The sequence below is a fragment of the Roseivirga spongicola genome (genome assembly GCF_001592965.1).
In the GTDB taxonomy this organism is placed as follows: Bacteria; Bacteroidota; Bacteroidia; order Cytophagales; family Cyclobacteriaceae; genus Roseivirga; species Roseivirga spongicola.
This window is the reverse complement of sequence record NZ_LRPC01000028.1, coordinates 571,567-595,165: the sequence shown is the minus strand read 5'-3', so window position 1 is coordinate 595,165 and position 23,599 is coordinate 571,567. Positions and strand designations below refer to the sequence as shown.

At 39.5% G+C, this 23,599-nt stretch carries 26 protein-coding genes; 12 read left to right on the top strand and 14 right to left on the bottom strand.

Annotated elements, in window-relative coordinates:
- The first annotated feature begins 2 nt into the window (after positions 1-2).
- Both AWW68_RS14435 and AWW68_RS14430 read left to right on the top strand, forming a co-directional pair.
- The gene (locus AWW68_RS14435) at positions 3-509 is read left to right on the top strand and encodes a Pycsar system effector family protein (RefSeq protein ID WP_068222357.1); all 507 of its coding nucleotides are present in this window, start codon (positions 3-5) and stop codon (positions 507-509) included.
- Positions 506-1,807: a nucleotide-binding domain-containing protein gene (locus tag AWW68_RS14430; RefSeq protein WP_068222355.1), complete on the top strand. Its 1,302-nt coding sequence runs from the start codon at positions 506-508 to the stop codon at positions 1,805-1,807. The genes AWW68_RS14435 and AWW68_RS14430 overlap by 4 nt, the downstream gene beginning before the upstream one ends.
- 63 nt (positions 1,808-1,870) lie before the next feature.
- Here AWW68_RS14430 and tyrS read toward each other — a convergent pair whose 3' ends face one another.
- The 4 genes from tyrS to AWW68_RS14410 form a co-directional block, all read right to left on the bottom strand.
- Positions 1,871-3,157 (bottom strand): tyrosine--tRNA ligase, encoded by a 1,287-nt coding sequence (gene tyrS / locus AWW68_RS14425; protein WP_068222352.1) that lies wholly within the window; start codon positions 3,155-3,157, stop codon positions 1,871-1,873.
- Positions 3,158-3,458: 301 nt separating this feature from the next.
- Positions 3,459-3,926, bottom strand: coding sequence for a bactofilin family protein (locus AWW68_RS14420; RefSeq protein ID WP_068222349.1), 468 nt, complete (start codon positions 3,924-3,926; stop codon positions 3,459-3,461).
- A complete protein-coding gene (locus AWW68_RS14415) occupies positions 3,926-4,981 on the bottom strand; it encodes a ParM/StbA family protein (protein WP_068222346.1) in 1,056 nt (351 codons plus the stop codon). The genes AWW68_RS14420 and AWW68_RS14415 overlap by 1 nt, the downstream gene beginning before the upstream one ends.
- A gap of 136 nt (positions 4,982-5,117) precedes the next feature.
- Positions 5,118-5,993: a TolB family protein gene (locus AWW68_RS14410; protein WP_157717666.1), complete on the bottom strand. Its 876-nt coding sequence runs from the start codon at positions 5,991-5,993 to the stop codon at positions 5,118-5,120.
- A 99-nt stretch (positions 5,994-6,092) separates the two neighbouring features.
- Here AWW68_RS14410 and AWW68_RS14405 point away from each other — a divergent pair, with 99 nt between their 5' ends.
- Complete coding sequence (locus AWW68_RS14405) at positions 6,093-7,142, top strand: oxygenase MpaB family protein (RefSeq protein WP_157717665.1); 1,050 nt, start codon at positions 6,093-6,095, stop codon at positions 7,140-7,142.
- Between the two features lie 243 nt (positions 7,143-7,385).
- Here the strand turns inward: AWW68_RS14405 and AWW68_RS14400 are convergent, their stop codons facing one another.
- Positions 7,386-7,982: a YdeI/OmpD-associated family protein gene (locus tag AWW68_RS14400; RefSeq protein ID WP_068222339.1), complete on the bottom strand. Its 597-nt coding sequence runs from the start codon at positions 7,980-7,982 to the stop codon at positions 7,386-7,388.
- Between the two features lie 129 nt (positions 7,983-8,111).
- Between AWW68_RS14400 and AWW68_RS14395 the strand changes: the two genes are divergently transcribed.
- The 3 genes from AWW68_RS14395 (at position 8,112) to arfB (ending at position 9,735) form a co-directional block, all read left to right on the top strand.
- Complete coding sequence (locus AWW68_RS14395; protein WP_068222334.1) at positions 8,112-8,720, top strand: 2'-5' RNA ligase family protein; 609 nt, start codon at positions 8,112-8,114, stop codon at positions 8,718-8,720.
- 125 nt (positions 8,721-8,845) lie between these two features.
- The gene (locus AWW68_RS14390) at positions 8,846-9,265 is read left to right on the top strand and encodes a hypothetical protein (protein WP_068222331.1); all 420 of its coding nucleotides are present in this window, start codon (positions 8,846-8,848) and stop codon (positions 9,263-9,265) included.
- A 50-nt stretch (positions 9,266-9,315) separates the two neighbouring features.
- Positions 9,316-9,735, top strand: a complete 420-nt coding sequence (gene arfB / locus AWW68_RS14385) for an alternative ribosome rescue aminoacyl-tRNA hydrolase ArfB (RefSeq protein ID WP_068222328.1) — start codon at positions 9,316-9,318, stop codon at positions 9,733-9,735.
- Here the strand turns inward: arfB and AWW68_RS14380 are convergent.
- The 4 genes from AWW68_RS14380 to moaA form a co-directional block, all read right to left on the bottom strand.
- Positions 9,732-10,769, bottom strand: a complete 1,038-nt coding sequence (locus AWW68_RS14380; protein ID WP_068222325.1) for a WD40/YVTN/BNR-like repeat-containing protein — start codon at positions 10,767-10,769, stop codon at positions 9,732-9,734. The genes arfB and AWW68_RS14380 overlap by 4 nt on opposite strands.
- A gap of 99 nt (positions 10,770-10,868) precedes the next feature.
- Entirely contained in the window at positions 10,869-11,345 is a 477-nt protein-coding gene (moaC, locus tag AWW68_RS14375) for a cyclic pyranopterin monophosphate synthase MoaC (protein ID WP_068222323.1), read from the bottom strand.
- A gap of 2 nt (positions 11,346-11,347) precedes the next feature.
- Positions 11,348-12,544 carry a molybdopterin molybdotransferase MoeA gene (locus tag AWW68_RS14370; RefSeq protein ID WP_068222320.1) on the bottom strand — a complete coding sequence of 399 codons (1,197 nt, stop codon included), beginning with the start codon at positions 12,542-12,544 and terminating at the stop codon, positions 11,348-11,350.
- Positions 12,545-12,613: 69 nt separating this feature from the next.
- Positions 12,614-13,600: a GTP 3',8-cyclase MoaA gene (gene moaA, locus AWW68_RS14365; protein ID WP_068222315.1), complete on the bottom strand. Its 987-nt coding sequence runs from the start codon at positions 13,598-13,600 to the stop codon at positions 12,614-12,616.
- Positions 13,601-13,640: 40 nt separating this feature from the next.
- Here moaA and AWW68_RS14360 point away from each other — a divergent pair, with 40 nt between their 5' ends.
- A complete protein-coding gene (locus AWW68_RS14360) occupies positions 13,641-14,651 on the top strand; it encodes an XdhC family protein (RefSeq protein ID WP_068222312.1) in 1,011 nt (336 codons plus the stop codon).
- A gap of 6 nt (positions 14,652-14,657) precedes the next feature.
- On the opposite strand, the gene AWW68_RS14355 is transcribed toward AWW68_RS14360, so the two are convergent.
- Positions 14,658-15,974, bottom strand: coding sequence for a peptidoglycan DD-metalloendopeptidase family protein (locus tag AWW68_RS14355; protein ID WP_068222309.1), 1,317 nt, complete (start codon positions 15,972-15,974; stop codon positions 14,658-14,660).
- Between the two features lie 177 nt (positions 15,975-16,151).
- Positions 16,152-16,976, bottom strand: a complete 825-nt coding sequence (locus tag AWW68_RS14350) for a hypothetical protein (protein ID WP_068222306.1) — start codon at positions 16,974-16,976, stop codon at positions 16,152-16,154.
- A 143-nt stretch (positions 16,977-17,119) separates the two neighbouring features.
- Between AWW68_RS14350 and AWW68_RS14345 the strand changes: the two genes are divergently transcribed.
- On the top strand, positions 17,120-18,559 hold the full coding sequence (locus tag AWW68_RS14345; RefSeq protein ID WP_068222303.1) for a leucyl aminopeptidase family protein: 1,440 nt from the start codon (positions 17,120-17,122) through the stop codon (positions 18,557-18,559).
- A gap of 7 nt (positions 18,560-18,566) precedes the next feature.
- On the opposite strand, the gene AWW68_RS14340 is transcribed toward AWW68_RS14345, so the two are convergent.
- Entirely contained in the window at positions 18,567-19,529 is a 963-nt protein-coding gene (locus tag AWW68_RS14340; protein WP_068222301.1) for a GNAT family N-acetyltransferase, read from the bottom strand.
- A 9-nt stretch (positions 19,530-19,538) separates the two neighbouring features.
- Positions 19,539-20,354 carry a glycerol acyltransferase gene (locus AWW68_RS14335; protein ID WP_068222298.1) on the bottom strand — a complete coding sequence of 272 codons (816 nt, stop codon included), beginning with the start codon at positions 20,352-20,354 and terminating at the stop codon, positions 19,539-19,541.
- A gap of 126 nt (positions 20,355-20,480) precedes the next feature.
- Between AWW68_RS14335 and AWW68_RS14330 the strand changes: the two genes are divergently transcribed.
- Positions 20,481-20,846, top strand: a complete 366-nt coding sequence (locus AWW68_RS14330; RefSeq protein ID WP_068222295.1) for a cupin domain-containing protein — start codon at positions 20,481-20,483, stop codon at positions 20,844-20,846.
- On the opposite strand, the gene AWW68_RS14325 is transcribed toward AWW68_RS14330, so the two are convergent.
- Complete coding sequence (locus AWW68_RS14325; protein WP_068222293.1) at positions 20,843-21,358, bottom strand: thioredoxin family protein; 516 nt, start codon at positions 21,356-21,358, stop codon at positions 20,843-20,845. The genes AWW68_RS14330 and AWW68_RS14325 overlap by 4 nt on opposite strands.
- A 194-nt stretch (positions 21,359-21,552) precedes the next feature.
- Between AWW68_RS14325 and AWW68_RS14320 the strand changes: the two genes are divergently transcribed.
- Genes AWW68_RS14320 through AWW68_RS14310 form a run of 3 tightly spaced genes read left to right on the top strand, consistent with a single transcriptional unit; the run spans position 21,553 to position 23,588 of the window.
- Positions 21,553-22,581, top strand: a complete 1,029-nt coding sequence (locus tag AWW68_RS14320; protein ID WP_068222290.1) for a sensor histidine kinase — start codon at positions 21,553-21,555, stop codon at positions 22,579-22,581.
- Positions 22,562-23,269, top strand: coding sequence for a LytR/AlgR family response regulator transcription factor (locus AWW68_RS14315; protein WP_068222286.1), 708 nt, complete (start codon positions 22,562-22,564; stop codon positions 23,267-23,269). Before AWW68_RS14320 ends, AWW68_RS14315 begins: the two co-directional genes overlap by 20 nt.
- A gap of 28 nt (positions 23,270-23,297) precedes the next feature.
- Complete coding sequence (locus tag AWW68_RS14310) at positions 23,298-23,588, top strand: MoaD/ThiS family protein (RefSeq protein ID WP_245660242.1); 291 nt, start codon at positions 23,298-23,300, stop codon at positions 23,586-23,588.
- The last annotated feature ends 11 nt before the right edge of the window (positions 23,589-23,599 follow it).

Genomic DNA, 23,599 nt, shown 5'->3' with positions numbered 1-23,599 from the left:
ATATGGTTGTTCAGGAAAAAGGAAATCATTTGAAGTATTTGATTGATAGGTATGACAGGTACTTTCAGGTGGTGGACGCTAAAGGAAACATAATTTTGGCGTATCACCTATTCATTATAGGTGGATTATTATTGAATTACGAAGATTTGAATGAAGTTTACACTGGAGGCTTACTTTCATTCTCATCTATTGTTTGGCTTACATCTATAATTTCTACAGTATCAGTAAGCATCATTTTGGTTTCAATCTTCCCATACTTGAGAAAAGGAGCTTATTCGGATTCAGAGTCTCTAATTTTCTTTATGTCGGTATCTGAGATGAAACTAGAAAGGTTTGGTGATAAAGTCAGAAAAATGGTTGAGTCAGATCTTGAAGATGACTTAATCGAACAAGCCCATACCTTAGCTAAAGGGTTAAGGAAGAAATTCCAGTCTACAAATATGGCTGCAAAAGTAACGATTGGCCATTTGTTGATTGCCGGTTTAATTTTAATTCAATTCTTGCTATGAAGTTATTTGAGAAAACAATGCAAGGGTTTAACCCTTACTTCGTCAATGAAAGTCGTGATCTTAGTTTTTCTGATGTTTCTGGTCAGTCTAATGCTTTGACTAAATCTCGGTTAGATAAAGGTTTGTTAGGATTAGGTAGTACCAAAACAAAAAATATTATTGAGTTTAATGAAACGGATCTGAGTAGATATTTCTCGCCTTCGCCTTTAAGGTTTTCCGATATTTCGATTGGGGGACATCCTGATTTTGAGGATATAAACCACAATGAAACTACGATGCACAATGCTGTATCATTCTTTATGGATATAAAAGGCTCAACAGGATTGATAGGGATAGTTAGAGATTTAGAAGAACTAAGATTATTAAAAGATAATATTCTTACTCTGGCTATTAGGGTTTGTAACTACTTTGGCGGTCATGTGCAGAGATTGCAAGGAGATGGGATTTTTGTATTGTTTGTAAGGAGAGGAAAGGAACCATATGATGCACTAATTGGCGCATTAAATGCAAGTGCTATTTTAACCTACTTTATAAAAAATGAATTTGGTCCAGCGATACAGGAGATCGGAATTGAAAAGCCAATTCGGATACGGACTGGGATAGACTTTGGCCCAGATGAAAAAGTGCTTTGGTCTAGATATGGGATACCAGGTTGTGATGAATTGACGACAACAAGCGTTCATACCGATATGGCAGCAAAATTACAACAAAGAGCTCCTTCATTTGGTGTTATGATAGGTGATAATGTAAGGGGCCTATTGGATTTGGACTCTAGTCTTTTGAGTATCCGAACGTATCAGGAGAATGGTATTACCCAGAAAGATGAGTCATTCACAATCTCAAAGAATTATAAATACAAGTTTTGGGTATTTGATTGGGAGAAGTACCTTCTTAAATATGCATGTTGCGAAAGAAGTGGTACTTCAATAATTTTTGTAAAACCAGAAAAGAGACTTAAGTGTATCAGACAAGACACAGGCTATGAATATATAGAGAATTCATATGCTTTGCCTAAAGGGGTGAAGTTGAGGTTTGAGGTTTTAAATAGACATGGTGAAAAACTAGTTAATTTTCCTCCTCAGAAAATTGAGTGGAAAATACTAAATACTGGTAAAGAAGCAAGTCGAGATGAAAAATTGGAGATTCCAATTCCACTATACAATTCCTCTATGGAGATAGAAGTCGATACAGCCTACCTAGGGCAACACAAAATCCAGTGCAAGATTGGTACTTGGCCCAATTCCTCAACTCTAGAGTTTCACGTCTTTGTTAGGTCAAACTACCTATTGCCTTCTTAGAAATTGTACAAAGGCTGGAGTGAATTCAATTGAATAATTTTAATTCGTGGGGTGAGTAAAGTCTCACTCCACAACCACCAAATAGTAGTTCTTCTTACCTTTTTGAACTAGGAAGTACTTGTTCTGCAGTAAGTTGAATTCTGGTTTGGCGTTCATATCTTCAATCTTGTTTTTGTTGATAGATACACCACCGCCTTGCAGCATTCTACGGGCTTCTCCTTTAGACTTAAAAATGATTCCTTGAGTTACTTCACTCAATAAGTCAATGTAGTTTTCAGCTGCATCAACCTCTGCTTTAGCTACTTCTACCTGAGGCACACCTTCAAAAACGGATAGGAGAGTGCTCTCATTCAAAGAAGCCAAGTCTTCTGTAGTTGACTTACCGAAAAGAATATTAGAAGCTTTAATAGCTGTTTGAAGGTCTTCTTCGGAGTGAACTCTGCGTGTCACATCTTCGGCTAAGGCTTTCTGTAAAATCCTCATATGAGGTGCTTCAGCATGCTCTTTTTCCAAAGCCTCAATTTCTTCTTTAGGCAATAGTGTAAAGACTTTGATGAAGTTAGCAGCATCTTCGTCAGAAGTGTTGAGCCAGTATTGGTAGAACTTGTATGGAGAAGTTCTCTCAGGGTCGAGCCATACGTTTCCGCCTTCAGACTTCCCGAACTTAGTTCCGTCAGCCTTCTTCACTAGAGGAGCAGTCATGGCAAAAGCTTCGCCTTGCGCTTTTCTTCTGATCAACTCTGTACCAGTAACAATATTTCCCCATTGGTCAGAACCACCCATTTGCAACTTGCAATCTAGGTTTTGGTATAAGTGGTAGAAATCGTAGCCCTGAACCAATTGGTAAGTGAATTCAGTAAATGACATACCACCTTCCAAACGGTTCTTTACAGAGTCTTTAGACATCATGTAATTTACGGTGATGTGTTTACCAGTATCTCTGATGAATTCTAAGAAGCCAATGTCTTTGAACCAGTCATAGTTATTTACAATCTGAGCAGAGTTCTCGCTATCATCGAACCTTAGGAACTTCTGAAGCTGTTTCTTTTGAGAATTAAGGTTGTGGTTAAGTGCCTCAATATCTAACAACGGACGCTCAGCAGACTTCCCTGAAGGGTCACCCACAAGGCCAGTAGCACCACCAACCAAAGCAACTGGCTTATGGCCAGCTCTCTGTAAATGCACCAAAAGCATTACAGGCACAAGGTTACCAATGTGCAATGAATCGGCAGTAGGATCGAAGCCCACATAACCGGTGGTCATTTCCTTATTCAGTTGCTCATCTGTTCCAGGCATCATGTCATGGATCATGCCTCTCCACTGTAACTCTTCAATTAGGCTGTTGCTCATGGTTTTTTAATTTCGGAGGGCAAATATAGAAGATGGTGGGTGAGGTTGAAAGCTTTGATTCAACTTAATCGCTAAGTCCTTTCGAAGGAGGCACGACTGAGAAAACTTATACATCCATATAGATATCCTTTCTTGCTCAAGTGTATAAGATTTCTCCTTACAGTCGAAATGACATTCGATTAAATCCTTCCGTAAGTTATCTCCTAAGTTTTAAAGACAAATAAAAATGGCTCCAAAAAGAGCCATTTATTTATTCGTTAATCACACTGATTTCAGGTTTCCGTTTACTGCACACTGATATTTACCAAGCTACGGTACCGTAGTTATCCTTCTGGTCTCCAGAGGCTGATCTCTTATTCAGGTTAATATCTCTAGTAGAACGAGAAGGAGAGCTTGTATTTAATTCTGGTATTTCTACCTCTTTGCCTACAGTTACTTTCCCATTTAGTTCAGCACCATTTTCTACGGAGATACCTTTTGCGAATATCTTCCCATAAATTTTGCCTGCTTGAGAGATGTGCAAATGTCCGTTAGAAAGTACATCGCCATTTACATATCCATCAATTGTAATATCTGCTCCGCTTAAATTCCCTCCAATTTCTCCATGTGAGCCAATAATGATTTTCTCTTGTGACACTAAGTCGCCCGTTACATGGCCGTCTACTCGAATGCTGTGTTCCGACTTCATATTGCCGGAAATCACAGAACCATTCCTAATTTGAGTAATGTAGGTTGAAGGGTTTTGAACGTTTTCGTTTTTTCTACTCATTAATATTCAGCAGGGATAGAAGATTCCACAGTGGTTTGACTGTCATCATAAATAGAAACGATGGTTGTGGCGTTTCCGATATCCAAACCAACTGCATTTCCTTTAACGCCACCATTTAATTGGGCCGAGTTAATGCAATATCCTCTACTGGCCAACGATTGTGGCTCTTGAGCTACTTCTAAATCTAGAATATCTTGAAACTCTTCTTTAAAGCACTCTACTAGCTGACCGTATAATGCGCCACCTCCGGCAAGAAGCATTCTGTGCGACATGGTAAAGTCATTGTCATTGAAGGCCTTTCTCATAGCAGGAGAAACCACATCTTCGTAATACTGACGAATACATTTGTCTCTCATAGACTTGATGTCAATTCTCTTTCTGTTCAAGAAAATTATACCCTTTTGAAAGGCTACATCTATCTGATGCTCGGTTTTAAGCTCTAAATAATAAGTTTTAGCTAGTTCTTTCTCTAACAAGTTTACTGCGTATCTCAAGCCGTAAGTGGAAAGGGAGGTTCTTTGAACAATACCACCTTCTGTACTTAGGAGTCCTTCTAGCGTACCATAACCTAGCGACATCACAAAGAAATTGCCGTCTACCTTTTGTGCTCCTTTTCTTAGGGCTATAGCACAGCCAATAACTTCTGGGATCACCTGAACACCATCAATTTCGACCTGAATATTTTTTCTGGTACCACCACCAAAAGTGGCGGCATCATAATCTATAATGTGGTTGGCGTTAATTTGTCCTGCAGCCTGTTCTTTATACAACTGAAAGGTTGAGAATGGAAAACCAGTAGTTATAGTAAGAGGGTTGCCCAATTTCTGATTGGCCAACAAAAGTCCCGACTTTAAAAGCAAATTATAGTCTAGCTCGTCTGGTGCACTGTTGATGTTTCTGTGTGGAGAAACACCTTCAGTTAAAGCTAGATTTCCGATCACATAGCCTTCGCCATCGTGAAATATTTTTAAGCCATTAATTAGGTCGGGAGATACGTTTTTAAGGTCTGTGTTGTTTCCTTCTATAACACTGGGAAAAGTGTAAGTTTTGAACATAGCTACTTATTGATGTGGTTAGGTTGTCTTTCAACGAAAAGCAATAATACAATTTAATCGCCTTTCAAACTTGTTCTATTAGTAAAAATCAGCCTGAATTTGTGAAATACTTTTGATACTAAAAAACGATTTCATACTAGTTGTTCACAACTATGGCAAGCTTATCATTTTCCTGACTCACAGCCATTCTAGTAATGCCATTAGCACCTACTTGCCCAGAATCTATAATTTCTACCCATTCATTGTGATGCTCTGGGTTGAAAGCCAAGAGTTTAGCTCCAACGCTTGTTATGTAAGTACCTTCTCCCGTAATAGTCCAATCAGATGCTCCTTTTGGTTTTTCTACTACTTTAGTGAACTGCTTGCTGCTTTTATTCAATCGGTAAATTAAGGTTGTGCCGTTCTCTTCTCTTCTTTCGAAAGTAAAGTCTTTTGTGCCCGGAATGAGCCGAATAGTTCTACCTATATTACTCGTAATAATGTCATCATCTACCTCTTCCATATTGGCCATTACCATGGTTACTGGTTGTCCTAATACAAACATTAGAATATCTCTTTCGCTAATTGCAAAGTAGCCCACCGGCTGAATTTTGTCAAAGATTAGCTGCGGTTCACTTTTTCCATCCATATGGTACATCCATAGCCTTTGGCTGTTATCTGCTTCTACTCTAACTACAGCAAATGAATTGAAGCCTGGGATGGGCAGTGGGGAATATTCGCTGTCTTTTGAATTAGTTAAGTTCTTTACTTCTTCCTCATACAAATCGTAGATCATAATATCTGTCTGTCCATCTTGTTGCGAAGAGGTGTAGAGAATATATTCGTTGTTAAAGAATGAAGGTTGATTGTCATAACCATCTCTTTTCGTAATATTTTTCTCTTTAGAAAGACTGATTTTACCTTTCTTTTCTTTCATAGAATAAACATAAATGTCAGTACTAGGTGGTGCCGACTGACCAAAAATGGCTGTGCTTAATAGTAGGAGTAAGCTTAAACAGAAGAGCTTTTTCATAATGGTTGGTTTGAATGAGATTCGGAAAATAGGGAAATATGTAGTCAATTGAAATTCGATGATTTTCAAACTTTCAACATAAGTAGTAGTTTCCAAAGGGTGAGCTCATTAACGCACATATCTAAACGAGGCTTAAAGAAGTTTAGGCAACAAACGGATTCACTGGCCGATGCTGTTATTTCTAAATACTTTCCCAGTAATAAAGTAGGCTTGCAGCAAGAATTAGCACTCATTGTTAATAATGAAAGTGAATTGCTTAATTCTGCTGATTCAACTCTTGTAGCGCTTTATACAGACATTTGGAGCAAATCAGATAAGTTATCTGAGAGTGATCTGAAATTGGGGCAACAGTTTTTCAATAAACATGCTTCTGACATTATGCTCTTATTAGGCATGCTTTCTTTGCCATATTGTTATGCAGCCGCTAATGGAGCAGAGGTGTTAATAAGGTCAAAAAGAATATTGGAAGATCCAGAGAAGCGACTGTTAGAAACAGCAGAGTTTGTGTTTAATGTGTGTTCTAGAAATGCTTTTAGTGCAAAGGGAAGAGCCCTTTCAGATATTCTTAAGGTTCGATTAATGCATGCAGCAGCTCGCTGGTATGCTCTGCATACAACAGAGTGGAATGCCTCTGAGCTGGGGCAGCCAGTTAATCAAGAAGATATGGCCGGAACCAACCTTTCCTTTTCGCTGATTGTGATTAGAGGGCTAAAGAAATTGGGTAAGTCTGTGAGTGTCGAAGAGGCTTTTGGTTACATCAATTATTGGAATCTGATTGGTGATTTGTTAGGGGTGAACCAAGCATTGCTTCCTAAAAGTAATAGAGAGGCATATATTCTGGAGCGGAATATTCGAGAAGGCCAATTTAGGCAAAGTGAATCTGGTATAAGGCTTACTAAATCGTTGCTCAGGTATTTTGAAACTGCCACTTTAGATACGCCTTTAAAAGGGCGAAGCAAAACATTGGTTGCTTATTTATTGGGAGATAGAGTATCGGGCTTATTGGGTCTGCAAAACTCGCTAGACGAAAAAGTGCTATTTCAGCCTTATAAGTACTTTTTTAAAATCCAGAATACCATCAATCTGAGGAATGACTCTTATGCCGCAGCATTAAAGCAGTTTAGAGAGGTGCAGAAATCAGTAATATAGTTGGGTAGAAAATCCTCCGGCTCCCGAAGCCTCGGGACGGCTACCTCCTTTAGAAAAGGAGGATTGGCTCGCTGATAGGAGATTTAGGGTGAATTACTTGATTGGAAATTACAATTTCAATTAAGCTCGGTATAGACAACCTGAATCATTGAACCTCGTTTCCTCGTTTCCTCGTTTCCTCTTATCCGACTTCCGACTTCCGACTTCCGACTTCCGACTTCCGACTTCCGACTTCTGACCTTTTTATTTATACTTGTCGTTCAATCCTATACCTTCCAAAATCATTGGGGTTATCTTTTCTAGTCGCTTAGACTTGGTTTCTTCTCTTTTTGCGAGTTGAATGTATTCTGCAAACTCTCTTTTCTTGGAGAGGTTCAGCGCCTCAAAGGCTTCTTTTAGCTTGGTGCTCTCATTTAAAGCGGATTGAAGCTCCGTTGGAATAACAAGCGGTTTTCCTACTTTGGCTTTTATCTTTTTTCCTGCCTTTTGGTTGGTAATAGCTTCGCGAATATATGAGTTGATGGTTTCGGAATCTTGCTGAATCTCCTCGGTGCTTTCAAATCTCCACTGTCTCATGGCTTGAGTTTTCCCTTCTTGAGCATTCATTAGTTTATTGGCCTCGTCTTTCAATAGTCCACCTTGGAAAAACCAGATTCCAACATAAGACTTAAATGCACCAAGCCCTAGAATATTCTTGCCTTCTAAAGCATACACTGGTGCGCCCCATTTAATGGTTTCTTCCAAATTATGCGACTTTGCTAATTTTCTTAGAAGAGTTAATTCAGATTGCCAAGTTTCGTGTTTCTCTATGTAAGTATCTACAGTCTTATCTAGTCCCATTCAATGTATATTATAGAGTGAAGGTCAGTAAAATCGTTTGTAACAGCAAGTTAGGGTAGGTTTTTATCGAATTGTTAAATACTAATAAATATAGTATTGTATAACTAATATAGTTAGTATATTTGAAATATGATGAAGGATAGACCAGCTCAGTTATTTAGAAACAATGAACTAAATGAGTACATGATCATTGTTTTGCCTTATGCAGAAATCAATAATGAGGTAAAGAATTTTAAGAGGGAGTTCTTTAAAAAATACGGCCCCTATTCTGGCCAGAATTCTTGTGCTCATATTGGGTTAATGTCATTTTTTCAGACAGCTGATCGTGAAGAGAAATTGATGCAAAGTGTGCAAGAGGTTGTAGGTCAACTGAAAGGATTTGAAGTTTTCCTGAATGGTTTCGAGTTCGATTCAAATCAGCGTTCCGTTTATGTAGATATTCTCAACAAGCAATCGCTAGAAGGATTGTATCATCAGCTTAGGCTTCGTTTGTTCAAAGACTTGGTTTCGTTGGCTTTCTTAAATAAGAATTATACTCCTATGATGAAGATTGGACAAAACCTTAGTCCGCTACAATTCCTAGATGCTATTGCTGATAATAAGACCAGGGCTTACACTAATAATTTTAGAGTTACGCGCCTTCATGTATTAAAGCGTAAGGCACCTTACACTACTTGGGAGAGTTTGGCAGCCGTGCCTTTTGCCAGGGCGGAGAACGAGCTAATGGGCTTGCATTAAAGGTTTTTGGAGAGTCGATGGTGTTTAGTTGAATATTTTAGAGCACAGACGGTGTTCTTTCATCGGCTTTCAAAATTGATCTGAACAAGGGATGGTCAATAAACACACTGATTAAAGCTTAGAGTATGAAGAACAAAGTGAATTTTAAAGTATTGGAACAGAGCTTAAGGTTAGCTTCAAAGGCTTCTGATCTTGAGCGAGAATGTGATAACATGGAGATTTCTCAATTACTGCACGAGGTAAACTTAATGGCCTTAGGCATACCCAAAGTAGTTACTGAAGGAGAAACAGAGAGTGCTCTAATTGAAATAAGAGCTGCGATAGAGCAAATAAGGGTCAAGATTGCCAAGCTCCCTATACAATCGGAAGCTATTTTTGAGTTCGCTAGGTTGCTTGACGAAGAGAGCGAATTGGTAAAGCGGTACCAACCTAACACTCGAGAAATAGCCAAGCCTGTTAAAGCTAGTCGGCTCAGTATTCAAGACAGAGGAAGGTATAGAAGACCTCTGAATTTGAAAGCTGGCTTTCAGACTAGTTTATTCTGATTTATAGTGATTCTATTGTAGAACACATAGATTATTCAATCTTTGAAGTAATGTTCAATGCTGAAGAAATAGCTTCTAGAGATTTTAGTACTGAGTTGCATTTTCAAACTTCCAGAAGCTCTGGGCCTGGTGGTCAAAATGTAAATAAGTTGGAGACTCGCGTAACCTTGCGTTTTAATCCTTCTAACTCTGAAGTCCTCTCTGAAGAAGAGAAGGAGAGGTTGGTCTCTAAATGGAGCAATAAACTCACTAATGAAGGAGATTTTCTTATTAGTTCAGAGAAACATAGAAGTCAATTAAAGAACAAAGAAGACGCTATTTCACTCTTTCTCAAGGAGGTTAAAAAAGCCTTTACTGATCCTAAGCCTAGAAAAAAATCTAAGCCATCTAAGGCAGCAATTAAGAAAAGGTTAGATGGGAAAAAGAAATTGGCAGAAAAGAAGGCTATGAGAAAGCCGCCAAAGTTCTAAATGAGATTAATGGTTCGTACGCTGCTTAAATTCTGATTGATAGCCACCCAGCTTTCAGAGTTGTCATCAGACACATATAGGTTTCCATTATTAGTACCAAAAGCCATTGTGTTTCTTTGTTTATCGAAGGCAGCCCTGAGCACTAAATCGAAAGACGTATGACTTGGTAGTCCCTTTGATTTGCTCACCCAATTTTGTCCGCCATCTGTAGTTTTATACACCTCCAATTTAGTATGATGAGGGTATCTCAAATCGTCCGATTGCGCGGGAATAACCCAAGCTGTATCAACGTCAGTTTCATCCACTACTAAGTCGAAGCCATATACGGCTACTCCAGTCTGGTCAGAAACATCAGTCCAAGTATCGCCACCATCAACAGATCTAAAAATTCCACAGTGGTTCTGTTGCCATAGTATTTCAGGGTTTTTAGGATGACGGATAATTGAATGAGGATCATGACCAACTTCCGCGTTGCTATCTGGCAAGTAAAAGGCCTTGAGTCCTTTATTAGAGGGTTGCCAGCTTACACCACCATCGAACGAACGCATAATACCCGCGCAACTAATCCCGACCATTAGCTCTTTTTCATTCTTAGGGTTAAAGACGATGCTATGGAGGAATGGATTTTTACTGCCTTTGCCGCCACCTTGCCAAACGGATCGGCTTGGGTGTTCTGAAAGTCCTTTGAGTTCTTGGAAACCGTTTCCTTGCCATTCAAAAATAGTAGCGGGTTCTGTGCCTATAAATACCCTTTTGTTAAATGACTTGATGCACCAAATTGAACGTAGTGAGTAGGGGCTAGTTTGGTCGAACTGTGGCGCTTTAACTTCTTTAAAAGATTCGCCCTCATCTGTGGAAACATAAACTTTAGCTCCCCAATGTTTGTGGTTGATGGCTACCCACCAATTCCCATTTTGCTGCTTATGAAAAGCCCCAATTGGCAAACCGATAAAGTGAATATCTTTCAGCTTCCATTCATTGGATACTTTCTGATAGACAATAAGGCCTTTATCTGTTCCGGCTATAAGTTTCATTTTCGTATTTATTCGACACTTCCGTAAATTCTGCGGCTAAAGCATTCCCTCTACTGATTTAGGAGTTTTTTATCCACTGGTATATGGAAGGTGTTCTGTTTATGAGTTTGTATAATCAGATTTCCCTCCAGTCTTCTTCAGTAGCTTAGTTTCTTTAATGGAGATGTTCTGAGAGAAGGCCTTGCACATATCATAAACGGTTAATGCAGCTATTGAAGCACCTGTCAAAGCTTCCATTTCAACTCCCGTTTTACCAGAGCATTTAGCTACGCATTGTATTTCTACTAGTAGGTTCTCCTTTAGCTCTATTTCAATAGAGACTTTATTCAAATTCAGCTGGTGACACATGGGGATCAGCTCCCAAGTACGTTTTGCTGCCTGAATTCCGGCAATAATTGCAGTTTGAAATACAGGGCCTTTCAGTGTCTTTATTTCTCCATCATGAACATATTTAGCCATATCATCAGGCAGTTGCACATGGCTTACGGCTATGGCTGATCTTTTTGTTTCTGACTTATCTCCAACATCTACCATCGCTGGTTTGTCTTTGTCAATATGGGTGAATTCTCTGCTCATAATTAATTTCTAAATCGAATATAGCGATAAACTTCGCCAGCCTTAAATTCTGATTTATTATCTGGGAGAATAAGAAAGCCATCTGCTAAGGTGAGGTTGGCAAAGTCACCTGAGCCATTGCCTCTAAAAGGGGTGGCCTTTACAGAGCCCGAAGCTGTATTTTCTAGTTTGCACTCAATAAACCATGTCAGTTCAGGTGGAAATGACAAGTCGGAAGCCAGCTCTGCATACTCTTCTCCAACCGGCTGATCTAGACTTGCTTCTAGCCATTCTTTAATATAAATGTTGGCACAAGCGAATGAAGATACTGGGTTTCCTGGCAAAGCAAATACTACATTTTCCTTGCCTTTTGTACCAAACCAAAACGGTTTTCCCGGGCGCTGTTTTACCTTATGGAAGTGTTTTTCCACACCCAGCTCTTCCAGGACCTCAGGCAAGAAGTCAAACTTACCTCGCGAGACCCCTCCAGTCAAAACTATCAATTCATAGTCAGACAAAATAGAACGCAGCTCATTGAGCATAAGCTCTTTATCGTCTTTCAAATGGATCTGGGTTGCTTCAATATTCCAATCTTTTAAAAGAGCAAGAACTCCATAATTGCTCGATCTTCTAATCTGATGTTCAAGTGGAGATTCATCAATGTCTACCAGTTCATCTCCGGTAGTAATAATTGCTGCTTTGGGTAAGGCTTTCACCTTTACGGTAGATTTACCGACTGAAGCTGCAACAATTAATTCTACAGGGCTCAGTTTTGTGCCAGCACTAACCACAACTTCACCACTCAATCTATCTTGTGCTTTAAAGTGGATGTTTTGCTGGTGCTTAACTTCTTTGACCTCAATAGTGGCGATATCGTTTTTAATACTTAGATCTTCATACCTGATTACCGTATCTAACCCTTTAGGCATAATGGCTCCTGTCATTATCTGGACACACTTACCAGAAATGTCTAAGTCTTTTTGTGGCATTCCAGCACCAATTGTGTCTGCAATAGGGAAGGCCCTTTGTCCACTTTCAAAGTCAGCGTGGCGTATGGCAATACCATCCATAGTCACTCTATCAAAAGGAGGGAAGTCTCTATCTGCAATAAGGTTTTCTGCCAAAATTCGCCCATTAGCTTCTTCAATTGAAACAGAGATGCTTTTTGGTTTATAGAGGTGTTTTGAAATGATTTGCTTCGCTTCTTGGTAACTGATCATTGTAGTATTGAATGTTTAATTGTGAATGCTGAAGAGCTTACCACACATTCATCATTCTAGCATATAAAGTTAGCCGCCTATGGTAGCCATAGATTCAAAGGTATTGGATTGGCTCTTTTGTTCTTCGGCTTCGAAGCCATTTTTAGCTCTTCGTTTGAAAAAGTGCATAAACTTTTCCTGAATGTCTTGATCTGAAGCACCCTGGCGCATAAAGTCTCTAAAGCTAAAGCCTTCATTTTGGTATAAACAAGTCATTAAATCGCCTTTAGGAGTTAGTCTTATTCTGTCGCAGGTTCCACAAATAGATCTAGAGTAAGCAGGAATTACCCCGAAACTTCCTCTGGCACCAGGAATCTGATAGTTGTAAGAAGTAGAGCTGGCGTGGTCGTCTAGCTTCTGAATAGTTGGGTGTTTTTCAGCAATGAGTTGCAGTATCTTCTTATAGTTCCAATCGATTTTTTGATAGCCTTTAGAACCGCCATTGAAGGGCATTTCTTCTATAAACCGAACATTGACTGGGTCTTTTTGAGTCAATTCAACCAGGGGTAGAATATCTTCTAAATTGTGCTCTTCCATCACCACAGTATTGATTTTCGTTCGAATACCTGCATCAATAAGAGACTGGTAGAAGTTAATCACTTGATCGAACTCATCTCTTCTAGTTATTTTATGGAATCGCTCTTTGTTGAGTGTGTCTAAACTGAGATTGACAGCATGAATGCCCATTGCTTTCAGTGCTTCAATATGGCGAGTTGGGGCTGTTCCGTTGGTGGTGATACTTAGTTTTTCGATACCTTCAATCTGACTTAAATCAGCCATGAAAGGCATCAGGTCTTTGCGTACAAAAGGCTCACCTCCAGTGATTCGCACTTTGGAGATGCCCATTTTGGCTAAAATTCCAACAAGCCTGAGCATTTCCTCATAACTTAGCAGCTGCTTTTTATTAGACCATGGAAGGCCTTCTTCAGGCATACAGTAAAAACACCTGAGGTTACATCTTTCGGTAACTCCAAGTCTCAGGTATCTTAATTGTCGGCCGTGGTTATCGAATAGCAAATGCTTCTTATATTGTTAAGTTCAAACTACAACGAGAAAAATGGTAGACATAGTTTCAAGAATACAGCAATTACTCGACAAAGAAAAACCTTTTGCCTTGGCCAGAGTCATTAAAACTTGGAGAAGCTCTCCTCGGCCCGTGGGTTCTGCCATGCTAATAACTGATGATGGAGAAATGCATGGATCAGTGAGTGGTGGATGTATTGAAACTGCCGTTGTAAAGGGGGCTCTCGAAGTAATAATGTCGGGGCAGTCTAAGGTGATGGACTTTGGTGTGGCCGATGAAGAGGCGTGGGAAGTGGGTTTGAGCTGCGGTGGCTCCGTATCGGTGCTCATCACTCCATTTATGGAAGATGACGCTTACGTTAAGTTCTTGAGGTTTCTAGATAAGAATAAGCCGTTTTTTATACTCACTCGCTTAAATGGCCCAAGTCATTCTAATCCGATTTACCTAGATAGGATGGAGGATGAATTGGCTGGCAATCCTGTTCTGGTGAATAACATCAACAATGCGTTTGAATCTGGATTAACAGGTGCAATAGTGGAGTCAAGAGCCGGAGATGAGTATTTTGCTCATTTTTTCAGGGCTAAGCCTCGGTTGATTCTTATTGGTTCGGCACATATCACCTCTGAGCTTTTGGTTTTAGCGAGCATGCACGATTTTGAAACCATAGTTATTGATCCGCGCGATACCTTCGCTAAGAAAACTTCGCGCCAGCAAGAGCCCAATCAACTTATAGTGAAATGGCCACAAGAAGTGCTGGGAGAGATGGATTTAGATCAGAACACTTTTGCTGTAATTCTCTCTCATGACCCTAAAATTGATGATGAGGCTTTAAAGATTATACTGCCTTCAGAAATGAAATACGTTGGAGCGTTGGGGAGCAAGAAAACTCATGCTAAGCGTGTAGAGCGATTAAAAACCTATGGCTTCTCTGAAGATGAGATCGCCAGAATAGACGCGCCTATTGGTATTGATATTGGCTCTCAAACACCTAAAGAAATAGCCATAAGCGTTATGGGAGCTTTAATTAAAGCAAAGAATGCCTAGTTAAGGTTAGCTTCCTTTTTTGATCCATCCGGATTGGCCAGAGGTAGTTTTAACTCTCAAGAAGTCATCGTTTTTTCCTAAAACCTGAATGCCATCAGCAAGAGGTATGGATCCTATTGTTGCATTGTGGTCAGGCCTTTGGTACAGATCTACTTCTGTAGTAGCTACAAGCTTTTGGATTGGTCTTAAATTGATGGTTAGTTCTCGTTTGCTGATGTAGCCTACTTGGCCATCAGGAAGCTCAACCTTACAAGCTTTGTCATTGAGTGCAATAATTCTGGCTATTTGGTTTCTCTCTAGTTTGCTAAGTTGAGCGTGGGTACGGCTGTCTTTATAAATAACTGCGTTTGTGGTGAGTCTCATTTCAGAGCCAAGCCAGCCCAAATCGTCATTAACCGTTTTCAGTTCAAAGCCTAATGATTTTAGTGGGTTAAAGGCCTTCATAGAATTACGTGTATAAATGCCAAAGTGTAAATGTGGGGACGAGTAGAAAGCGTTTCCAGTATTGCCTACAAAGCCTATTGTATCTCCAGTTTTTACTTTTTCTCCTCTCTTCACACTCCAGTTATCTAAATGAGCAAAGTATAGATTATGCGGTCTTTTGGCATCTTCTAGCCAAATAGCCTTACCTCCAATCCCTTTATCATCTATAGACTTTACAGTGCCATCTGTTGGCGCAATAACTGGTGTGCCTAAAGGAGCATAAATATCAATTCCATCATGACTTCTGTTTCCACCGTCTCTGGGGTCACCCCAATAGCTGATTATCGATCCATGGTTTTTGCCTGCAACAGGAAAGGCGAGGGTGGGTTCATTCTCAAAAGTGATTTTGAAAGTTCCACCTCTTAAAAGTTCCGATTGAAAACGCAGAATATAACTAGCATCTCTTCTTGGTTCAAAGCTCAAAAGATGTCCTGTGCTGTCTGCTGAGGCAATATGAACGAATTCCTCGCTATCTACTCTGAATAAGTCCACAAACCTCTTCATGGTATCTGCCGCAATTTCGGCTATAGAGATCTGAATTTTCTCGCCCTTTTTGGCACTAAACGAATAGCTAATGGCTTTGGCGCTAGTATTATCTACAAAAAACGCCTCTTCATAAGGGAGGTCGATTGGGTCTGGTTCTAGTAAGGAGCTACTAGCCGAATTGAGCCACTCTTTACCTAAAGCAGTTTCTAATAGATTGGCATCTTGTAAGGCTTTTTGATAAGCCTCATGATCGTTTCTGGGCTGAAATACTACTGGAACTCTTTCTTCTTTGCAGGAGAACAACGTACATAGTAATAGCACCATTAAAGCAAGTAGCTGCTTTTTACTCGTCATAAAAAGTCATTTGAGTGTTGACCAAATTACAATACTGCCTAACGAGATTTAAGGTTGCAATTGTATGGATTGGAAAGGAAATATTTTTGAATGATGTAGTGCACTGAATTCGAGTGGTAGAACTTAAAGCTCATAACTAGTTCAGGCAAAGAGGCTGTAATAGCAGACCTGTCCGTATCAATCGAACTTATCGTAACCACCATTTAGCCATCTCCAAAATCTGCTGATTACATTGGTTGGTTTTGCAGATTGTGTCTGGGTCTGCTGCACCTGAGCTTGAATAGCTTGTTGCTCAACAAACTTCTTTTTCTTCTTCTTTTTTGGTTTGTCAGCGATTTTGGCTTTTACATTCTGTTCGTAATGCTTCTTCTTTTGTTCTTTATGCCACTGTTGCTCTTGTTCTTTCTTCTTTTTAGCCTCTAATTCGGCTCTTTTGCGTTGCGATTCTACCGGATTGCGATTGGAGTTTCTTCTATAGCTCTTTCTTTTATTGTGGCGTTGTCTGGCGCCACGCTCGTCAATAGTTTGAGTGGAACGCTTACTCTTTTCTTCTTTGACTTCTTTTGTTTCTTTAACCGCTTTGGGTTTAGGTTCTGGAAGGTCAATTTTACCGACTACCCTCAAACCTTCTAGCTCAGGCTTCTCTGCTTTAAAAGTCTCTAGTTCTTTCTTTTTTGCATTAAACTCTTCTTCTAGGGTAATTACCTTTGGTCGAAGCGATTCTACAAAGGCAGGCGTTTCAATAATTTCAGTCTCTTTTTCTTCTTCTAGAGGTTCTTCCTTAATGTCTACCGTTGGCTCGGTAATAATTTCTTCGGTAACAGGCTGTGGTTCTTTTTCTGGCTCCGGGGTTGGCTCGAAATGATTCGTAATAAATGCGAGTTCTTCTTTAGAGATTTTAATATTCGGGTGATTATTAACCTCTCGGAAGTTTTGTTTCAGGAGTTCAACAATAGCAGAAGAATCTACTTCAAGTTTTCTGGAAAGTTGTCCGAGTCGCATGTCATTCGATTAATTGGCTGCGAATATAAATAACTGATAGTCAACTTACCAGTGAAGCGTGAGAGAATAGAAGGTTTTAGTTATGAATAGGATAAAACTAAGCCTTTGATGCGTCAAATAATCGGAATTTATATCTTTCCATCATGAAAGTTATCAAAGCAGTTGAAGACCTAAATTCAGCAAAACACATTATACTCCCATTTGCACAAGACACCGTAGACTTTGACCTTATCTCTCAGATTACAGGCATACAGGGCAAGCCAGATTTTCAAGGAAAGTTTAAGCAGATCAATACATTGCCATCTGTAGACGGAACCAAGGTGCTTTATTTAGTTGGGCTGGGGACAGGTAAATATTTAAGTGAACGACATGAAGCTTTCAGATGGATAAGTCATAAAAGAAATAGGGCTTGGCAAGACCATATAACGCTTTATTTAGAACACCTGGAAGAAGACGATTTATATGCTGCTATTTATGGTTTGGTTTTAAGTAAGTATGATCTAGGAGCCTATAAGACAGACGATAAAACCAAAAATGCCTTTCTCAATGCTGAGGTTGAGTGTTTTGTTTATTCGAGGCATTTTAACGAAGAGCTGGCGCTTGAAGCTAGAGCCGCAGCTAGAACAGTTAATGCCATCAAGGCTTTGGTAGACGCACCCGCGAATATTAAAACCCCAGAATACTTGGCCAACTGCGCTGTCGATTCAGCCAAACGATTTGGGTTTAGCACCAAAGTTTTCGATAAGGAAATGCTGGAGCAAGGAGGCTTTCAGGCCCTATTGGCAGTTGGGCAAGGTAGTAGGTTCGAACCACGGCTTATTCAGATGGAATACAAACCCGAGACTGATGGAGATTACCCAACCTTAGCCTTGGTAGGAAAGGGGATAACCTTCGATACAGGTGGTTTATCCATTAAGCCTTCGGACAATATGCACCATATGAAGTCAGACATGGGAGGTGCAGCAGCAGTATTAGGTACTATGGAGCTAGTAGCCAAACTGAAATTACCAATTCATTTGATAGGCGTGGTAGCGAGTGCTGAAAATGCAGTTGATGCCAACAGCCTAAAGCCTGGAGATATAATCAACTCATATTCAGGGAAAACTATTGAGGTGATAGATACGGATGCCGAAGGACGTTTAGTACTAGCTGACGCTATAAATTATGCCATTAAAGAGTTTAACCCCGATAAGGTGATTGATTTGGCAACTCTGACAGGAAGTGCAATCGGTACACTAGGTTATACGGCTGCGGCCATGTTCAGCAACAATGAAGATATGACTGATGCTCTTTTAGATATTGGTTATGAAACACATGAGCGAGTCTGGCAATTGCCGCTTTTTGATGATTTTAAATCAGACCTTCATTCAGATGTAGCAGATGTAAGAAACTACAGCGGTAAGCCTATAGCTGGTGCTATAACTGCAGCTAAATTCCTCGAAGTATTCACAGAAGACCATCCAGCTTGGTTGCATCTAGATATTGCGGGGGTAGCTTTTGGCAGTTCTTCTTATGCTAAGATGCAGTGCGCTACAGGTTATGGAGTTCGGTTACTGACAGAATATATTAAAAGCCTATCGTAATTCTGGTCTATTCAATTGTTTCAGGGCGCTTATAGTCCGTTATATGGCGCTCTTTCACATCTTCATGAATATCTGCAATAGTCACAATGAGTCCGGTTTCTTCTACGCCACCAAAATCTGGGTTGTATGCTGTACCAAAGGTCATCATAGTAGAAGACAGATTCATATAAATATTGATTAAAGGAGGTATCCATTCTCCTCTCTCTTTCAGGAGTTTATGTAAGATTTTAAAGCCTTCGTTGAACGGTGGATTGTGCTTAAAATGTTCTTTGAAAATGGCGTTATCAAAATCTGCAAAAAGCTCAGGTTTAGGCCTGCATAGTTCGTCTTTATCTGGGAAATAATGTGCAAGAAAAGAGAATAGAATGTCTCTTGCTTCAGGGTTGTAAGACTTGTAGGTAGTTACTTTACCGAAGAAGTACTTTATTTCCGGGTACCCTGTGATTAGAGCACCTAATCCGTCCCAAATATTAGCTAAAGCGAACAACCCTTTTCGAGGGTTTACAGAAGGTTGGTATTCTGGCTGAACCCAAGAACGACCCAGCTCTATTGCACAAGGAAGAAAGTCATTCTTCATTTGTTCAGAAAAATCGAAGTAATGTGCAGTAGAGAGCTCAAATTCGCCTGTTTCAGGATTCCTAGCCCTATTCCCTGTTATGAATCGGTAACCGCCTATAATTTCTTTGTCTTCTCTACTGTAGACAATTAATTGCTCGTAACATCTGGGGCTGGTATCGTACTCGTCCATGTCAATCTCATGTCCCGTACCGCCACCAGCAGATCTAAAAGATATTTCCCTCAAACGCCCCACTTCGCGCATAGTATGCGGTGAGTTGTGGTGGTTGATTATGTAAATTTCGTTGTTTCCCTTGTGCGTATGTTGGATGAAACGCTCTTGCGTTAACTCATCTTCAATGAGTTCTCTTTCAACAGGAGGTATTATCTCTTTTTTTACTTTACTCTGCTTCATACGGGTCTGTTACGACTGCTTTAACTGGTAAACTTTCTCTTTCATCCATTCTGCCCATTCTTTTTCAGATTTGCTCTTGTCGAATGTTTCGGGAGAAACGGGTTTACCAATAATGATATCCATTTTATTGCCTTTCTGCTTATACAACTCATCAACCAGAAAAAACATCTCAATATTCACCTTAATTCCCAGTGCTTTTCTGATGTTGGCAAGTCTGTAAAACTTGTTCGTCAATCTCCCTTCAATATACACTGGAATGACGGGCTTTTTATATTTTTTAGCTTTTGAAACGAAGGTTTTATTCCACTCTAAGTCTCTGACAACGCCATTCTTTTTTCTACTCACCAACCCTGCCGGAAAAATGAAGGTTGCGGTGTCTGATGCAAACTGTTTTTCAACGGCCATCAGTGATTCGCGAGCACTCTTGCCCACCTTGTTCACTCCAATAAACCTTTCTTTTAAGTTTTTAATGCCAAGGAGGAAGTCGTTGACTACAAATCGAATGTCTGGCCTTATATGGTTTACAGCCCATACAAATGCTACAGCATCGAAACCGCCAAGCGGATGGTTTCCAACAAAAATACAGCTTTCGGGTGGTTCAATAATGTTTTCTTTCCCAACAAGGTTGAGGTCAATCTTCCATTCCTCCATTAATTCCTTACAGAATTCATAGGCGCTGGCCGACTCATGACGGGCCATAAAGTCATTGACTTCTTCTTGATGGATTATTCGTTCTATATAGTTTATAACAAACCCAGGAAGCCATTTGAGTAGCTTTGGGTTTCTAGCGGCCATCATTCTCCGAACGTCAATAAACTTATCCATGGTTGGGTTCCAAATCGAACAACCGCAAGTATAAGCCCAAATCTTCAACAATTCAAAAGCTCAAATCATCTTGATGGAACAAAGCTCAAAAGACTTGATAGATTCAAATTATTTGTAAAATGCATTATGATTGGAGTAAACGTAGGGCAAAAATTTTCTTTAGTTGAAGAATTTTGGAAACCATCTATCATAGGAGAGCTTAATGGTCAGCTAGTTAAGTTGGCCAAGCTCAAAGGTTCATTTGTTTGGCATAGCCATGAAAATGAAGACGAACTGTTCTATGTTCATCAAGGGACTTTATATATGGAGTTTAGGGATAGAACAGAAGTAATTAATACGGGAGAAATTATTATTGTGCCAAAAGGAGTGGAGCACAACCCATACACCAAGAACGATGAAGAAGTTTGGGTAATGCTCTTTGAACCAGCTAATACACAACATACTGGGGATGTTAAGCACGAAAGAACCCATAATAATCAGCAGTGGATTTAGTTTTCATTAATAATATCTACCCACAGTTGTTCTAACTTTTCTCCAGGCTTAGGTCTTTCAATGAACCTGCCTATTTCTTTGCCATTTCGGTAGAAGATAATTGTAGGCACTCTGCTGATATTATAGGTGGCCTGTTCGGCATTTGGCCCTTTTTTACCAAGGTCTAGTGCCCATGCATCTATTTGATTTTCAGATATTTTGAGTTGATCTATGAATTTGTAAAATACAGGCACATTTCTTTGGCTATCACCACACCAAGTTCCCATAAAAAGCTTCACTGTCAGGCCTTTCAATTGTGCCTGTTTTACTTGTAATACGATCTCAGTATTCAGCTCATATCTGTTATAAACCAAGTTGAACCAGCCAGCATAAGAATTGGAAGTAAGACCTTCTCGATTAATTTGACCATAGAGAATGGTTCTTCCATTTACTGTAATTTCTTTATTGATTTCTTCATTCGGTACTTCTGAAAATGGAAAGAGAAGAATTAAGGCTAAGAGTATCTGTTTCATGTTTTTATTTGATACTCGTCCTAAATTTGGACCTCAACAAAGAGTTTCTGCTTCAAGCAAGAAAGACCATGCGAACCTTTAAAAACAGCCGATCACTGGTCGTTGATGAGTTTTCATGCTGTTGATAGAAAGGAGTGAGTTGTTGATAGATGGATTCTTGCTACTGATTCTTTTGGTTGTATTTTGCTCTTGAAATGAGGTTGGACTTTGGTATTTACACGCGCATTGGCCTGAACCTGCTGTTTTGGGCTTTTTATTTTATCTATCCTTTTTTACGCTTTAGGTACACAGGTGAACACAGTATTACCTATGAAGAAATTGGCTTTTATTTTCTCGTTTACGGCTTTGTGCTTTACCTCAATAACCTTGTTTTACTTCCTCAATACCTCAAAAAGCATAATCTGAGAAAGTACCTTCTGATTCTTTTACCAATAATGCTTTCGGTAGCTTTCTTCGAAGCTTATGTCAATAAAACACTGCTTCAAACATGTTCGTGTGAAGGGCCGAATTCGACTTACGCGCTCTATAATTTCATACACTTGGGTATCCTTCTAGTCTTATTTAGTGCTGTTCCGGTTCTTCTAAACTATTCGGCCAAGCTTAAAGATTTAGAAAGAGCCGAAACCGATCGTTTAGAAGCGGAACTTAAGTTTCTAAAAGCTCAGGTTAATCCACACTTGTTGTTCAATAGCTTAAATAGCATCTATTCCTATGCCTTGAAAAAGGCTTCAGAAACGCCTGAAATGGTTTTAAAGCTGTCCGATTTGCTGCGGTATATGCTCTATGAAGCAGATAAGCACAAGGTTGAATTGCAAAAGGAAATAGAATACCTCAATGATTATATCGACCTACAGAAAATGCGTAAAGATGGTTTTAAGGTGAATTTCGAGATTATTGGGGATATTGAGCATTACTCCATTGCGCCAATGATTCTGATTAACTTCGTAGAGAATGCTTTCAAGTACATAGATCCTTTTCAACCAGAAATCAATTTGAGCCTAGTGGCTCAGAATAAGACCATTTTCTTTTCCTGCGAAAATAGTTTCAACAAAGACTCTGGCAAGTCCAACCTACTAAATGAACAAGGAGGCTTAGGTTTGAAGAATGCCAAGCAATTATTGCATGCCTTTTATGGAGAACGGTATCAGCTCGACATTCATAAAAGTGATCAATCATTTAATGTAAAACTCTTAATTACTAACGATGAGGTGTATAATCATTGAAGATGAAAGGCCTGCTCAAGAGGTACTGAAGGAGTTTATAGGGCAGTGTCCAGCCTTGGAGCTTAAAGGAGTTTATGCGAACGCCATGGAAGCACAAAGTATGTTGAATTCAGGGAAGGTCGACTTACTCTTTCTGGATATAAACCTTCCTTTGATTAGTGGGATTGAACTGTTGAAATCAATCAAAAATCCTCCACAGGTTATTATCACTACCGCCTATCCGGAATATGCTATCGAAGGCTTCAACCTTGATGTGACGGATTATTTGCTTAAGCCGTTTTCCTTTTCCAGGTTTCTTAAAGCCACAAATAAGGCTCTTAAACAATTTCAGAATGAAACAGTAGAGACGATCACAAAACCTGCAAAAGAGAAGGAATATTCAATCATTCTAAATATCGATAAGGTCTTACACAAGCTTAGCCCTAATGATGTGCTTTACTTATCGTCTGATAGAGATTATGTTGAGTTCCACACCACTCAAAGGAAATATGTAATGGTAGGAGCATTGAGAAAGTGGGAGATTGAATTACCAAAGACCAGCTTTGTTAGAATTCATAAAAGCCATATTGTGAATATCAGGTCGGTTGATCAGGTAATTGGAAACCAAGTGAAAGTGAGAGGGCAAATTCTGCCTATCGGTAGGAAATACAAACCTGAGTTTCTTAAGGCCTTTGGAAAGCCATCCTAAAATCATTTTGGCAACAATTTCCGTTTTAATGCTTATTTTAGATTTTATGCCTACAATCAAGTTCACATCTAACCTAAAGCGATTTTACCCTAATCTTTCGCCAATTCATGCCGATTGTAAAACCGTGAAAGAAGCGGTTGATCTCATTGAGCAGAACTATTCAGGGTTGAAGGATTATATAGTAGACGAAAATGGCTCGCTCAGAAAGCATGTAAATATTTTTGTAGGCAATCAATTGATAAAAGATAGAAAGTCACTTCAAGATGTGCTAAAGGATGGTGATGAGGTTTATGTGATGCAGGCGCTTTCTGGAGGGTAAAGCCTTAAAAT